Consider the following 13116-nt stretch of genomic DNA (forward strand, 5'->3'; position numbering starts at 1 on the left):
ATATATGCAAGGAGTGGTGTGAGAGAAGGGCCGGCGCCGTGTTGACGATCATCTGCGACGAGCCGCTGGTGCTGCGCGCCGCCGAGCGCGCGCCGCCGGTGCGCCGTGCCGACGATCTGCTGGTGCGGATCCGGCGCGTCGGCCTGTGCGGCACCGACTATCACATCTTCGCGGGCGATCAGCCCTTCCTCGATTACCCGCGCGTGATGGGCCACGAACTGGCGGGGGAGGTGGTGGAGGCACCGGCGGGATCGGCGTTCCGCGTCGGCCAGCTCGTGACGATCAACCCCTATCTGGCCTGCGGCGCGTGCGTCGCCTGTCGCGCGGGCAAGCCCAATTGCTGCGCCGCGGTCGCCGTGCTCGGCGTCCATGTCGACGGCGGCCTGGCCGAGTTGATCGCGGTGCCCGAGCGCGCCGCGATCGACGCCGAGGGGCTCAGCCTTGATCAGGCCGCGATGGTCGAGTTCCTCGCGATCGGCGCGCATGCGGTGGCGCGCGCGCGACTGCGACCGGGCCGTCGCGCGCTGGTGAAGGGGGTCGGACCGATCGGGCTGGCGGTGGCATTGTTCGCGCGGCTCGACGGCGCGGCGGTGACCTTGTGCGACGCGCGCGCGCCGCGGCTGGAGCGCGCCGCGCGCGACTTCGGCTTCGACTCGCTGGTGCGCGCCGACGAGACCGCGCAGGAGCGGTTCGCGGCGCTGACCGACGGGGATTTCTTCGAGACGGTGTTCGACGCCACGGGCAACCTCGCCGCGATGCGCGACGGGCTGAACCAGGTGGCGCATGGCGGCAGCTACGTGCTGGTGAGCGTGGTCAAGGGCGACCTGACCTTCGCCGACCCCGAGTTCCACAAGCGCGAGACGACGCTGCTCGCCAGCCGCAATGCGCTCGCGGCCGACTTCGCGCGCGTGATCGCGGCGATCCGCGACGGCACGATCGACACGGCGGCGCTCCACACCGATAGCGTGGCGGCGCGCGACCTGCCGGCGCGCTTCCCCGAGCTGATCGCGCGGGCCGACACGGTGCTGAAGGCGATCGTCGACTTCGACGCGCGCTAAGCGTGTGAATAAGCGGGGGTGCTCCTGCGGACGCGGGAGCCCAGAGCCACGAAGGGCACGCGCGCGGCACCAGGCTGCTGCGTCCGCAGGAGCACGGTTCAACCAAAGCGAATGAGACTTCATCCGCGCGGACAGCCTGAGAGGCGCCGGTCGGATCGGCTGGAGGCGCTGAGCGCCGCTTGGCCCGTGCCGTCGGCTTCAGCCTCGTCGCAGCGTCGACCTCCGCCTATTGCGACCGGGTCGCATCTTCCATATAGATAGGATGATTGGATCAACCATCCGGATCGGTCACATGGATGTCGCCGGCTTCTCTCTCTTCGATTGTCGTGACTTTCCGGTGGTGCGCTTCATCGGCACGCCGGAGGAGGGCTATGCCGCATCATGGTGCGCGGAGATGGACCGACTGCTGGCGCGCGAGTCGCCGTTCGTGCTGATCTACCCGCCGCGCCCGGACGAGGAGGCGCACGCCGATCGCGTCAGCCGCGGCCAGTGGCTCAAGCGCAACAAGGCGGCGCTGGCGGCACGGTGTCTGGCGCTGATCGTGATCGAGCCCGACGCGCGGCGCCGCGCCGAGATCGAGGCGATCTTCCCCGATCTGGTCAAGGCGTTCGGCGCGCCGCAGGCGACCCGCGCCAGCGCCGCCGAGGCCGAGGCGCTTGCCCGCCATCTGATCGGCGGCGGAGCGCTGTCCGATGGTGCCGCCTGAGCGGCGTCACGCGCGATCGAGCGCCGCCAGCGCGGCGATGACCGGAGCGACCAGCGCGTGCGCGGCCTCGGCGGCCGCCTCGCCGTCGCCGGCGCGGATCGCGTCGAGCACGCGGCGGTGCGCGAGGAAACCCGGCTCGGGAAGGTCGATCGCGCCGAACACCGTGGCGATGTTCTGCCGGACCGAGACGGCGAAGAAGCGGTAGAGTTCGGCGAGCGCGACATTGTGCGTCGCCTGCGCGATGGCGAGGTGGAAGGCGGCGTCGCGCTCGACGAAGCCATCGACGTCGCCGTCCGCGGGCACGTCGCCGCGGCGATCGAGCAGGTCGCTCAGCCGCGCCAGATCCTCGTCGGTGCGGCGCAGCGCCGCGGCGCGCGCGGCCTCGGTCTCGAGCATCGCGCGCAGCTCGAAATGGTCGCGCAGGCTGGCATGGGTCACCCGCCGCATCACCTCGGCGGGGTCGACGCTCAGCCGGACATAGGTGCCGTCTCCCTGGCGCACGTCGAGCACGCGCGCGTGCGACAGCACCCGCACCGCCTCGCGCACGGTGTTGCGGCCGACCTTCAGCATCTCGGCGAGCTCGGCTTCCTTGGGGATGCGTTCGCCGACCTGCCAGCGTCCCTCCTCGATCTGCGTGCGCATCAGCTCGATGGTGACGTCGACGAGCGAGCGCCGCGGTGCAGACGGGAGCGAGGAAGAGGGCATGACGCTGCCCTTAGCAGAATTGGTGATTCATCCCACCTTGTTGCTCGCCATCCGCCCCTCCGGTCTATACATAGGATGATAGTATCTGACCCGTGGGAGGTGCTCGCATGATCGACGTGCTGGCGCGACGAGCTGCGTCCCTGTCCGCCATTCTGTGGCGGCGCATCGCCGCGATCGATCCGGCGACGCCGCAATGGCAGTTCGTCGCGCGCTCGGTGCTCGCGGCCGGGCTGGCGCTCGCCGCTGGTTTCGCGCTGCAGGTGGAGGCACCCTTCTCCGCCGCCTCGACCGTGCTGCTGGTGACCAACCCCAATCAGGGAGCGGTACTGGCCAAGGGGGGCTGGCGACTGATCGGCACGCTGATCGGCGGGGTCGGCGCGACGCTGCTGATGGCGTTCTTCATCCAGACGCCGGCGCTGTTCCTGCTCGGCTTCGGCCTGTGGCTGGGGGTGTGCGGGGGGGCGGCGACGGTGCTGCGCCATTTCCGCGCCTCGGGCGCGGCGGTGGCGGGCTACACCGTGGGACTGGCGACCTATGGCGCGCTCGAGCGGCCGGAGCGCGCGCTCGATGCGGTGCTCGGGCGCACCGCCACGGTCGCGCTGGGGGTGGTCTGCCTCGGGGGCGTCACCGCCTTGCTGTCGCGACGCGCGACGCGCACGCGGCTGGAGGCGGCCTATGCGGCGCAGCTCGCCAAGGTCGGGCGCCTGCTGAGCGATGTGCTGGCGGGTGACCGTGCGGCAGCGCGCGGCGCGCCCGAACTGGCGGCGGGCCTGTTCGCGATCGACGACCTGCTCGAACTGAGCCGCACCGAGTCGCCCGACGTCGCGGTGCGGGCCGGAGCGGTGCGCGAGGGGCTGGCCGCGCTGTTCGGCGCGACGCTCGGCGCGGCCGAATGGACCGCGCGGCGGCTGGACGATCCGGCTCTCGCCCCGGCGCGCGCCGAGATCGCACGGCGGCTGCCGGTCGCGATCGGCGCGATCGAGCGCGACGCGCTGGCGGAGGCGCGCGTCGAACTGACCGCGTTGCGCCACCGGCTCCACGCCGAGGCCGAGGCGGATCACCCGCCCGCCGCGCTGATCGCGCTCGATCGCCTGCTGGAGACGATCGAGGATGTCGAGAGCGCGCTGCTGGGATTGATGCGGCTGCGCGCGCGCGCGGTGCATCGCGGCCGTGGCTTCCGTTATCATCGCGACTGGGGCGGGGCGTGGCGCAACGGACTGCGCGCGCTGCTCGCGATCCTCGCGGGCGGGGCGATCGGGATCGCGACCGGGTGGAGTGAATGGTCGCTGCTGCCGCTGATCCTCGCGCCCTATGTCGTGTTGCTGGCGCTGGTCGGTAACCCGGAAGCGGGCGCGATCGCGTTCGTCAAGGGCACCGTGGTGGCGGTGCCGGCGGCGTGGCTGTGCGGTTTCGTGCTGCTGCCGCGCGTGACCGAGCTGCCGCTGCTGCTCGCCGCGATCGCGCCCTTCTGGATCGCCGGCCTCTATCTGCTGACCATCGCGAAGCGCGCGCCGGCCGCGCTGGCCTATCTCGTGGCGTTCAACACGCTGGTCGGCGCGACCAATCCGATGGCATGGGACGCGGCGGCCTTCCTCAACGCGGCGTTCGGCTGGGTCGTGGCGGTGCTGGTGACCTGGCTCGTCTTCCGGCTGCTCCCGCATCAGCCGCACCGACAGGCGCGACGGATCGCCGCGGCGCTGCGGCGCGACGTGGTCGCCGCGATGCAGGGCAGAGCGCGGGGCGGACGCAGTCGCTGGGAGCATCTCCAGCACCACCGGCTGGTCCGCATCGCGCAGAGCCTCGTCGGGGATCCGCCGATGCGGACGCGGTTGCTCGCGGAGGGACTGGACGAGGTGCACCTCGGCTGCGCGGCGCTGCGGCTGCACGCCGCGCTCGATGCCGCCCCGATCGACGATCCGGCCGGCGCGGCGCTGGCGCTGGCGGTGACGTCGCCGGGCACCGCCGCGCCTGCGCTGCGCGCCGCCGCCCGTACCACCGACCTGCCGCACCGCATCGCCGCCGGGCTGACCGACATCGCCGATCTGCTCGACCGGCGCAGCGCGCGGGCGGCGTCATGCTGAGCGAGGTGCCGGTGGCGGGCATCTACCTGCCGCCCCTGCTGTTCTACCTCGCCGCCGCGCTGCCGCTGTTCGTGGCGCTGCGCGCGCTGCTCACCCGCGCGGGCGTGCTGCACTTCGTCTGGCACCCTGCCTTGTTCGAGCTCGCCGTGCTGCTCGCGCTGGTCGCGCTCCTCATCCTCTTCGTCTGAGGGTCATCGATGTCGCTATCACCCATGTTCCGCGCCGCCCTCCGCCCCACCGTGACGCTCGCTGTGGGCGCCGCGGCGATCCTGCTGATGGTCGCGCTGTGGCGCGCCTATATGCTCGCGCCCTGGACGCCCGACGGGCGGGTCGGCGCGGACGTCGTCCAGGTCATGCCCGACGTCTCCGGCCGGATCGCGGCGGTGCGCGTCGTCGACAACCAGCCGGTGCGTCACGGCGACGTCCTCTACATCATCGACCGCGCCCGCTTTCAGCTCGCGGTCGACGCGGCCGAAGCGACGCTGCGCGCGCGCCGCGCCGAACTCGCGCTCAGGTCCGCGACCGCGCGGCGCCGCTCCCGGCTCGGCGCGGACATCGTCGCGGCGGAGACGATCGATCAGGCCGCGGGCGAGCTACGGATGGCGCAGGCCGCCTATGACGCCGCCGCGGTCGCGCTCGCCACGGCGCGGCTCGACCTGGCGCGCACCACGGTGACCGCGCCGGTCGACGGCTATGCCACCAACCTGCGGCTCCGCCCCGGCGATTATGCGATCGCCGGCGCGACCCGCGTCGCGATCGTCGACTCGCGGCGCGTCTGGGTCACGGGCTATTTCGAGGAAACCAAGCTCGCGCACATCGCCACCGGCGCGCCGGCCGAGGTGACGCTGATGGGCTATGACGCTCCGCTCAGCGGCCATGTCGAGAGCATCGGCCGCGGCATCGCGGATCGCAACGACAGCCCGGACGGACGCGGGCTGCCCAACGTCGATCCGGTCTTCAGCTGGGTGCGGCTGGCGCAGCGCATCCCGGTGCGCATCCGGATCGACCGGGTGCCCGCAGGGATCACGCTCGCCGCGGGCATGACGTGCAGCGTCGCGATCGGCGACGGCGCGGCGCACGGCCGGCTGATCGATGCGACGCGGACGCTGCTGTGATGCGGGGCCGCTCGTCCACGCTGCTGGCGCTGCTGCTCGCCGGCTGCGCCACGCCGCCCGTCGCGCGCTATGTCAGCCCCACGCCGGTGCTGCCGTCGCACTGGACCGCGCCGCAGCCCGGCGCCACCGACACCGTCGACCTGCGCCGCTGGTGGAGCGGGTTCCGCGATCCCGCGCTCGACCGGATCGTCGCGCGCGCGATCGCGGGCAATCTCGACCTGCGGATCGCGTCGCAGCACCTGCTCGCCGCCCGCGCCGAGCGCGACGCGGCGGCGGCGGCGCGCCACCCCTTCATCGGCGTCAGCGGCGGCGCTGCATCGGCCCGATCGAGCACGCGGCTCGATTACCCACCGGGGATCGGTCGGGCCGTCGCGCTGTCGGCGGGGCTCGATGCCAGTTGGGAACCCGACCTGTTCGGCCGCCTGCGCCGGTCGGTCGACGCCGCCGAGGCCGAGGCCGGCGTGGTCGAGGAAGACCGGCGCGCGCTCCTCGTCAGCCTGATCGCCGAGGTCGCGCTCGACTATATCGACCTGCGCTCGGCGCAGGAGCGCGAGACGATCGCCGCCCGCGATGTCGCGCGGCGCAAGACGACACTCGATGTCAGCGAGCGGCTGCACCGCGCCGGTCTCGCCAGCGGTGCGAGCGTGGCCGAGGCGCGCGCGCAGTGGCGGCTCGCACAGGCGCGACTCCCCGCCTTCGCCGAGCAGATCGCGCGTGACCGTCACGCGCTCGCGACGCTGACCGGCGGCTTTCCGGGCGACGCGGTCGCGGAGGTCGACACCATCGCGCCGCTTCCCTCCGCGCCTGAGCTACCCGCCTCGGTGCCGTCGCACCTGCTGCGCGACCGGCCCGACATCCGCGCCGCCGAACGCCGCCTCGCCGGCGCTGCCGCGCGCGCGCAGGTCGCGGCGGCGGACCTGCTGCCGCGCTTCCATATCCCGCTGACGCTCGGCACCGCGGCGAGCGGGCTCGGCGGCCTGGTGGCGCCGGGCGCGATCGTCTGGAGCCTCGCGGCGGGCGGCGCGCAGACGCTGTCCGACAAGGGCCAGCGCGCCGCCCGTCTGCGCACCGCACAGGCGCTGACCGAGGCGCAGCGGCTCGACTATGAGCGCAGCATCCGCGCCGCGATGCGCGACGTCGAGGACGTGCTCGCCGCACGCCAGGAAGAGGCGCTGCGCCACGATGCGCTGGTCGCGGCGCTGACGGCGAGCCGCGCCGCCGTCGCGCGCGCGACGCGCGAACGCCGGGCGGGCACGATCCTCACGCTCGACCTGATGACCATTCAACATGCGCTCTACGCGATCGAGGACGCGCTCGCCGTCAGCCGCGCCGACCGGCTGCGCCAGATCGTGACGCTGGCCAAGTCGCTCGGCGGCGGCTGGCAGGACGACTATCCGGACGCCCCGCCGGCAGGGTGAGGGAGCGACGACGGCGGCTCGTCTTCTTAGCGGCCGCGGTGCCACTTCCCGGCGCCGCCCGATCATGGCGGTGTTGGCAGCGTCGCATCGTCGGAGGGGGCGCGGCGCTTCCACCGCCGTGGCCCGGTCGCGGCGCGCGTCCCGCGGGAGCGCGCAAGCCGTTGACCTGTCTCCAGAAAATGGTGCTGCCGGTGAGGATTGAACTCACGACCTCAGCCTTACCAAGGATGCGCTCTACCACTGAGCTACGGCAGCACTTCCGACCGCGTCGGGCGGAGGGCGCCTAAGAGACGAGGTGCAGGCGATTGTCAAGGTGCCTCGCGCGGTCTAGCGCACTTTCGATGAGCGACAGTGACGATCGCGCCGCGCGACGGGCCGAGCAGTTGCGCGCCAACCTGCGGCGCCGCAAGGCGCAGGCGCGGGCCGCGCGCGACTCGGACGCCACCGCGATCGCCCTCCCGCCGCGCGCGGACGACCCCGGCACGCGCTAGCGGCCGACTCGGCAGAGCCCACCCGTCCTCCCGTACAAGCGGGCGCCCGGCGCGACAGGCCGCGGCGTCGGTGACCCTGGGCGCCGGCGTTCGCCGGAGCACGCTGCCGCTTCAGACGAGCCGGAAAAGACCCTGACGGCCGCTTCATCGACACAGCGGTGTTTGCCACCGCCGATCATAGCGAGAAGGCCTGAGCGGCGTGGAAGCGGCGTCCGCGCCACGCGGCCTCTCGCCCGCGCGGTGCCGTGGCGCCGCCGGCCGCCGCGCCGCCTCAGCGCCCGATCAGCCGTGCGATCGGCAGCGCCGCGGGTACCGCGTCGAGCGCCGCCGCCAGCGCCTCGTTGCCGCGTCGGCAGCCGCGATAGAAGCGCAGGTGACGCTCGCCCGCGCGGTCGTACCACCACAGGTCGACGCTCGGCATGTCCGTGGGCGGGTTGGCGCAATCGACGCTGCCCGGCACCACCAGCCGCTCACCCGCGGGCCGATACGGTGAGATCGCGGCAGCGACGCGACGGTAGGTCTCGGGCGTCGCCGCGACCTCGCGCGTCCCGGTCACCGCGGTGAAGCGCTCGCCCACGAAGGTGACGCGCCCGTCGGGGCGCACCGTCACGTCATAGACCGGGCAGGTGCCGAAACAGGCCGCGGTGGCATAGCGGATCACCGGCGCGTCCGCCGTGACCAGCGGCGCGCGCGCGGTGGCGCATCCCGCCAGCGCGATCGCGGCGACCACGGCCAGCCTGCCATATTCTCGTCGCATCGCTCGCTCCCTCGTCCGCAACCCGCTGGCGCCACGGCATCAACGCGGCTAGTGCCTGCCTCACCCCACCTTGAGGAGAGTTGAATGCGCCCCAGCGGCCGCGCCCCCGACCAGATGCGCGCGATCACGATCGAGCCGCGCTTCACGCGCCACGCCGAGGGATCGGTGCTGATCGGCTTCGGCGACACCAAGGTGCTGGTCACCGCCTCGGTCGAGGAGCGCGTGCCGCCCTTCCTCCGCGGCAAGGGCCAGGGCTGGGTCACCGCCGAATACGGCATGCTGCCGCGCGCCACGCACACGCGCAGCAGCCGCGAGGCCGCCAAGGGCAAGCAGTCGGGCCGCACCCAGGAGATCCAGCGGCTGATCGGCCGCTCCTTGCGCGCCGTCACCGACATGGCGCTGCTCGGCGAGCGCCAGATCACGCTCGACTGCGATGTGATCCAGGCCGATGGCGGCACGCGCACCGCCTCGATCTCGGGCGCCTGGGTGGCGCTGCGGCTCGCGGTGGACGCGCTGCTGCGCGACGGCAAGCTCGCCGCCGACCCGATCCGCCAGAAGGTGGCGGCGGTGTCATGCGGCATCTACCAGGGCAACCCCGTGCTCGACCTCGACTATGACGAGGATTCGAACGCCGACGCCGACGCCAATTTCGTGCTGCTCGAGAACGGCCATATCGCCGAGGCGCAGGCCACCGCCGAGCACGCCACCTATGACGAGGAGGCGCTGCTGCGCCTGCTGCGGCTGGCCCGGATCGGCTGCACCGACATCTTCGCCGCGCAGGCGAAGGCGGTCGCGTGAGCGGCGAGGGCAAGGAGCCGCAGGCGATCCGCAAGCTCGCCCCGGGAAAGCTGGTGATCGCCAGCCACAACCAGGGCAAGGTGCGCGAGATCGCCGCCCTGCTCGAGGGACGCGGGCTCGACGTCGTCTCCGCGGGCGAGCTCGACCTGCCCGAGCCCGAGGAGACCGGCACCACCTTCGTGATGAACGCCGAGCTCAAGGCGCGCGCGGCGGCGGACCTGTCGGGGCTGCCCGCGTTGGCCGACGACAGCGGGCTGTGCGTCGACGCGCTGGGCGGCGACCCGGGCATCTTCTCGGCGCGCTGGGGCGGCGAGAACAAGGACTTCGGCCACGCGATGCGGCTGGTCGAGGACAAGCTGGCGGCGCTGCCCGACGCGCCGCGCACCGCGCATTTCGTCTGCGCGCTGGCGCTGGCCTGGCCCGACGGCCATGTCGAGTGGTTCGAGGGCCGCGTCGACGGGACGCTGGTGTGGCCGCCGCGCGGCGACAAGGGCCACGGCTACGACCCGGTGTTCCGGCCCGACGGGCACGACGTCACCTTCGGCGAGATGGACGAGCCCGCCAAGAACGAGATCAGCCACCGCGGCGACGCCTTCCGGCAGCTGGTGGCCGCGGTCTTCTAGGACGCGCGCGGGCGGGGCGGCGCTCGCTCGCCGCGGTGCTCGTGCGCCCGTCGTGAGGATGGCGGCTCCGCCGCACCTCCGCGCGCAGGCGGTGCCGCTCCGCGCGCCTCAATAAGCGGTCTCTCCGATCGCGCCGCCGGCGGGCGCGTAGCGGCAGACGAGCACGTCGTCGCGACGTCCGCTCGCCAGCGCACAGCCGAGCCGCGCGGTGCCGCGCCAGACGATCTGCGCATAATGGATCGCGTCCTGCCAGCGCCCGGTGCGGCTGAAGCGCGGCGAGGGCGCGTTGACATAGGCGCGCCCCTCGTCGAGCCACTCGCGCACCATCGCGGCATAATCATAAGCGTCGCGCGTGCCGGCGAAGAGATTCTCGCCCTGACGCTGGCTCCCGCGCGGTTGCGACGCATGCGCCAGCCGACCGGTGCGCGCCAGCGCGCGCGCGGAGCGATCGGCGGCGCGCGCGAGCCTCTCGTCCCAGGCGAGCGGCGGCAGTGCCAGCGCGGCGCGCGCGCGGTTATGCTCGTCGAGCATCGCCTGGCGCAGCAGCGTGGCCCCGCGCGGCGCCGGGTCGACGCGTTGTCGCCACTCGATCGCGCCCGCGCGCGGCGGCGGCGGCAGCCGCGCCGGCTCGGCATGAGCGGGGAGGTCGACGGAGGAGCGCGCGAGCAATGCGGCGGCGAGCAGGACGACGGTTCGTTGCGATGACACAACGAGCGCTCGTAGCGCCCGCGATTCGCGGTGCAATGCGGCGTGGCGGCGGAGGCGCGCGCGCGGCTGTGCTAGAGCGGGACGGGGCGATCGGCAGTGGTGCCCCATGGCGCCTGCGCGCAGCGTAGCACGGCGGCGTGGCGGGCGCCGCGCGGTCTCTCCGCGACCATCCGCCCCGACCGCCTGCCCCGTCCCTTCTGCGCGCGCCTTCAGGAGCTCGGCAATCTCGGAGGTTCGCCGGCTCCCCGCGCGGACATCGTCACCCGATCTGCCGCGGCACGGAGACGCGGGGCGGGAGGCCGGCGCGCGCGCGGCGCAGGGTCGCGGGCGCATCCACCACCGGCGCCGCGCCCGCCAGCGCCTCCAGCAGCTTGAAGTCGCGCGGGATGGCGCGGACGGCATCGGCGTCGGTGGTGAAATCGGGCGCGATCACGTCGAAGGCGGCGATCAGCTCGGCGAGCGACGCCGGCGGCAGCGCGTGCAGCGTCGCCGTGAGCCGCCGCAACCCGTCGTCGTCGACGCCGGGCTCGATCTCCTCGTCACCGCAGCGCTCGAGCAGCAAGGTGAAGACCGTCACGATATGCGCCGCCACCGCCGCGATCGGCGAGATGGCCGCGAGATCGCAGCGCGCGCGCTGGTACGCGATCCCGGCCGCGAGCCGCGCCGGGACGGTGTCGCGGTCGGGCAGGCCATGGCTCTCCGCGATCCCGCGGACGATCGCCGCCTCCTCGGGGCCGAGCGTGGCGGCCAGCGCGGCGAGGGCGGCGATCAGGGCCGGCGTCTGCTCGCGCTCGAGATGGTCGAGCGCGTGTCCGATATATTCCCCCAGCGTGACGTTGGCGTCGAGGTCGAGCCGTTCCTCGCCGGTCTGCTCAAGGAAGATGTAGGCCGCGGCATAGACACGCGCGAGTTCCGCCACGGTGAGCGCCCCGCAGCGGGCGTTGCGATCGGGCTCGCGCGCCCGGTCCATGCCGGTCGCGCGCAGCCCGTAGCGGGTTGGGATCGCCGTGACCTGCCACGCCTCGGCGTCGAACGCCGGCGCGACGAAGGCGAAGGCGGCGATCAGCCGGTCGAGCGGGGCGCGGTCGAGCCGTTCGAGCCCCGCGATGAGGCACCACACCGCCCGCGCGCGGGCGGCCGGCGCGACCACCTCCTCCGATGCGCCCTGGAGCAGCAGCAGATAGGTCGCCACCAGTCGCGCCAGCGCCGCGGCGAGCGGGTCGATTCCCGCCGCCAGCGCGCGCGCGCGGTCCGCCTCGATCGGCTCGACCGGTTCCGGAAACGCCGCGCCCGCGCCGACGTGGAGCGCGAAACCGTCCGCCACCGAGCGGACCAAAGCCGCCGCCGCGCCGCCGACCTCCTGCGCGACCGCGTCGAGCGCCACGACCAGCGCGCCATCGGACAAATAGCTCAGCGCGCGCAGGGAGGGGCAGAGATACTCGGCGACCTTCACCGCATAATCGAGATCGAGCTGCGCCTCGTCGGTCTGCTCGAGGAACAGCACCATCGTGGCGACCAGCCGTGCGACCGGCACCAGCGTCACGGCCGCACCACCCGTATCCGGATCCGTCGCACCTCGGCGCGCGCGAGCATCGCCGCGGCGAGCGCGCGCTCCGCCTCGCTCGGCACTTCCCAGGTGGCGTGGCACCGCGCCTGCGCCAGCGCCTCGGCCTGGCGCATGAGCTGCATACGCGATCGTGGGAGATCGACGACGCGCAGCTTGCGATCGATCAGATAGTCGCCGTCGATCCCGTCGAAGCGGACGCGTCGTGACCGGCCGTCGGCGGTGGCGAGCGTCAGCGTGGGCACCTCGTCCGGCCGCGCCCCGGTCGCGCGGTCATAGCCGCGCCACGTGCTCGACCCATCGTCGTCGCTCGGCTCATTGCTCGTCGTCACTGCCGCGGTCCGGCGCCAGGAGGAGAGAAACCGCCGCCATGCCGACCACATTCCCGCTGCTCCGTCGCGATCACACGAGGAACATGCTGGCAACATCGTCGCCGGACAAGCCGATGCCGGCCCTCATTCGCCGCCGCGGGTCAGCGTGCGGCGCCCGCATCAACGCGGCGGCGGCGCGCCCACCCGTTCCTCACGACGGATCAGATAAGAGCCGCCGATCTGGCTCGGTCGCACGACGACGATCTGGGTCAGCCTCGGATCGCTCGCGAAGATCGCGTCAACCACGCGCCAGAAGCGGGTGGGTCGCTCGAGCGTGGTCACGTAAGCGACGTCGCCGATCTGCGCCGTCACGCTGAGTCCCTCCGCCGCGTCCGATGGCACCGGCAGCGCTGCGGCAGGGGTACTGGTCGAGGCGGATGCCGCCTGCTCGCCGAGCGGTGCGGCTCGGCCAGTGTGGGGAAGAGCGCTGTCCATCGTCGCCGCCGACCTCGTCGCTGATCGCACGAGGAGTGCGCTCCGCCTGCCGCCGCGGCAAGACGCGATTCGCGCCCGCTCGCCGCCGCGGGTCAGCGCGCGCGACACATCGATCGGTTCTGCAGAAAAATGGTGCCCAGAAGAGGACTCGAACCTCCACGACCTTGCGATCGCCAGCACCTGAAGCTGGTGCGTCTACCAATTCCGCCATCTGGGCACGGGGTAGGCCGGCGCCTCTAGGGGGTGGTCGCCGCCCTTGTCAACACGCATTTTCACGAACCTCGCC

General features: G+C 73.2%; 15 protein-coding genes and 2 tRNA genes. 9 read left to right on the top strand and 8 right to left on the bottom strand.

Going from position 1 to position 13116, the window contains the following annotated elements; all coding sequences use genetic code 11:
* Positions 1–38: 38 nt before the first annotated feature.
* Complete coding sequence (locus tag EV292_RS14430; RefSeq protein ID WP_165927121.1) at positions 39–1058, top strand: zinc-binding alcohol dehydrogenase family protein; 1020 nt, start codon at positions 39–41, stop codon at positions 1056–1058.
* A gap of 262 nt (positions 1059–1320) precedes the next feature.
* A complete protein-coding gene (locus tag EV292_RS14435) occupies positions 1321–1764 on the top strand; it encodes a GntR family transcriptional regulator (RefSeq protein ID WP_243693787.1) in 444 nt (147 codons plus the stop codon).
* A 6-nt stretch (positions 1765–1770) separates the two neighbouring features.
* On the opposite strand, the gene EV292_RS14440 is transcribed toward EV292_RS14435, so the two are convergent.
* The gene (locus EV292_RS14440) at positions 1771–2469 is read right to left on the bottom strand and encodes an FCD domain-containing protein (RefSeq protein ID WP_132909933.1); all 699 of its coding nucleotides are present in this window, start codon (positions 2467–2469) and stop codon (positions 1771–1773) included.
* Positions 2470–2576: 107 nt separating this feature from the next.
* Between EV292_RS14440 and EV292_RS14445 the strand changes: the two genes are divergently transcribed.
* Genes EV292_RS14445 through EV292_RS14460 form a run of 4 tightly spaced genes read left to right on the top strand, consistent with a single transcriptional unit; the run spans position 2577 to position 7083 of the window.
* Complete coding sequence (locus EV292_RS14445; RefSeq protein ID WP_132909934.1) at positions 2577–4550, top strand: FUSC family protein; 1974 nt, start codon at positions 2577–2579, stop codon at positions 4548–4550.
* A complete protein-coding gene (locus EV292_RS14450; protein WP_132909935.1) occupies positions 4544–4738 on the top strand; it encodes a DUF1656 domain-containing protein in 195 nt (64 codons plus the stop codon). The genes EV292_RS14445 and EV292_RS14450 overlap by 7 nt, the downstream gene beginning before the upstream one ends.
* Before the next feature lie 9 nt (positions 4739–4747).
* Complete coding sequence (locus EV292_RS14455; protein WP_207913436.1) at positions 4748–5665, top strand: efflux RND transporter periplasmic adaptor subunit; 918 nt, start codon at positions 4748–4750, stop codon at positions 5663–5665.
* Positions 5665–7083, top strand: a complete 1419-nt coding sequence (locus EV292_RS14460) for an efflux transporter outer membrane subunit (protein WP_132909937.1) — start codon at positions 5665–5667, stop codon at positions 7081–7083. Before EV292_RS14455 ends, EV292_RS14460 begins: the two co-directional genes overlap by 1 nt.
* A gap of 180 nt (positions 7084–7263) precedes the next feature.
* On the opposite strand, the gene EV292_RS14465 is transcribed toward EV292_RS14460, so the two are convergent.
* Positions 7264–7338 (bottom strand) — tRNA-Thr (locus EV292_RS14465).
* A gap of 86 nt (positions 7339–7424) precedes the next feature.
* On the opposite strand from EV292_RS14465, the gene EV292_RS22685 reads away from it, so the two are divergent.
* Positions 7425–7574: a hypothetical protein gene (locus EV292_RS22685; RefSeq protein WP_165927122.1), complete on the top strand. Its 150-nt coding sequence runs from the start codon at positions 7425–7427 to the stop codon at positions 7572–7574.
* A 271-nt stretch (positions 7575–7845) separates the two neighbouring features.
* Here the strand turns inward: EV292_RS22685 and EV292_RS14470 are convergent, their stop codons facing one another.
* Positions 7846–8331 (bottom strand): DUF6438 domain-containing protein, encoded by a 486-nt coding sequence (locus tag EV292_RS14470; protein ID WP_132909938.1) that lies wholly within the window; start codon positions 8329–8331, stop codon positions 7846–7848.
* 84 nt (positions 8332–8415) lie between these two features.
* On the opposite strand from EV292_RS14470, the gene rph reads away from it, so the two are divergent.
* On the top strand, positions 8416–9129 hold the full coding sequence (gene rph, locus EV292_RS14475; protein ID WP_132909939.1) for a ribonuclease PH: 714 nt from the start codon (positions 8416–8418) through the stop codon (positions 9127–9129).
* Positions 9126–9752 carry an RdgB/HAM1 family non-canonical purine NTP pyrophosphatase gene (gene rdgB / locus EV292_RS14480; protein WP_132909940.1) on the top strand — a complete coding sequence of 209 codons (627 nt, stop codon included), beginning with the start codon at positions 9126–9128 and terminating at the stop codon, positions 9750–9752. The genes rph and rdgB overlap by 4 nt, the downstream gene beginning before the upstream one ends.
* Before the next feature lie 108 nt (positions 9753–9860).
* Here the strand turns inward: rdgB and EV292_RS14485 are convergent, their stop codons facing one another.
* From EV292_RS14485 to EV292_RS14505, 5 genes are all read right to left on the bottom strand, one after another.
* The gene (locus EV292_RS14485; RefSeq protein WP_243693788.1) at positions 9861–10460 is read right to left on the bottom strand and encodes a CAP domain-containing protein; all 600 of its coding nucleotides are present in this window, start codon (positions 10458–10460) and stop codon (positions 9861–9863) included.
* A gap of 259 nt (positions 10461–10719) precedes the next feature.
* Entirely contained in the window at positions 10720–12003 is a 1284-nt protein-coding gene (locus tag EV292_RS14490; protein ID WP_132909942.1) for a hypothetical protein, read from the bottom strand.
* The gene (locus EV292_RS14495; protein WP_132909943.1) at positions 12000–12356 is read right to left on the bottom strand and encodes a hypothetical protein; all 357 of its coding nucleotides are present in this window, start codon (positions 12354–12356) and stop codon (positions 12000–12002) included. The genes EV292_RS14490 and EV292_RS14495 overlap by 4 nt, the downstream gene beginning before the upstream one ends.
* A 159-nt stretch (positions 12357–12515) precedes the next feature.
* Positions 12516–12830, bottom strand: a complete 315-nt coding sequence (locus EV292_RS22690; protein WP_165927123.1) for a hypothetical protein — start codon at positions 12828–12830, stop codon at positions 12516–12518.
* 130 nt (positions 12831–12960) lie between these two features.
* Positions 12961–13047 (bottom strand) — tRNA-Leu (locus EV292_RS14505).
* Positions 13048–13116: the final 69 nt, after the last annotated feature.

Origin of the sequence: Sphingomonas sp. BK235 (assembly GCF_004345855.1) — a bacterium.
Taxonomy (GTDB): domain Bacteria; phylum Pseudomonadota; class Alphaproteobacteria; order Sphingomonadales; family Sphingomonadaceae; genus Sphingomonas.

Excerpts from the sequence above, each read along its gene's own strand:
- rph (WP_132909939.1), top strand. The coding sequence starts at position 8,416 with ATGCGCCCCAGCGGCCGCGCCCCCGACCAGATGCGCGCGATCACGATC.
- EV292_RS22685 (WP_165927122.1), top strand. The coding sequence starts at position 7,425 with ATGAGCGACAGTGACGATCGCGCCGCGCGACGGGCCGAGCAGTTGCGC.
- EV292_RS14445 (WP_132909934.1), top strand. The coding sequence starts at position 2,577 with ATGATCGACGTGCTGGCGCGACGAGCTGCGTCCCTGTCCGCCATTCTG.
- EV292_RS14435 (WP_243693787.1), top strand. The coding sequence starts at position 1,321 with ATGATTGGATCAACCATCCGGATCGGTCACATGGATGTCGCCGGCTTC.
- EV292_RS14450 (WP_132909935.1), top strand. The coding sequence starts at position 4,544 with ATGCTGAGCGAGGTGCCGGTGGCGGGCATCTACCTGCCGCCCCTGCTG.
- EV292_RS14440 (WP_132909933.1), bottom strand. The coding sequence starts at position 2,469 with ATGCCCTCTTCCTCGCTCCCGTCTGCACCGCGGCGCTCGCTCGTCGAC.
- EV292_RS22690 (WP_165927123.1), bottom strand. The coding sequence starts at position 12,830 with ATGGACAGCGCTCTTCCCCACACTGGCCGAGCCGCACCGCTCGGCGAG.
- EV292_RS14470 (WP_132909938.1), bottom strand. The coding sequence starts at position 8,331 with ATGCGACGAGAATATGGCAGGCTGGCCGTGGTCGCCGCGATCGCGCTG.
- EV292_RS14455 (WP_207913436.1), top strand. The coding sequence starts at position 4,748 with ATGTCGCTATCACCCATGTTCCGCGCCGCCCTCCGCCCCACCGTGACG.
- EV292_RS14460 (WP_132909937.1), top strand. The coding sequence starts at position 5,665 with ATGCGGGGCCGCTCGTCCACGCTGCTGGCGCTGCTGCTCGCCGGCTGC.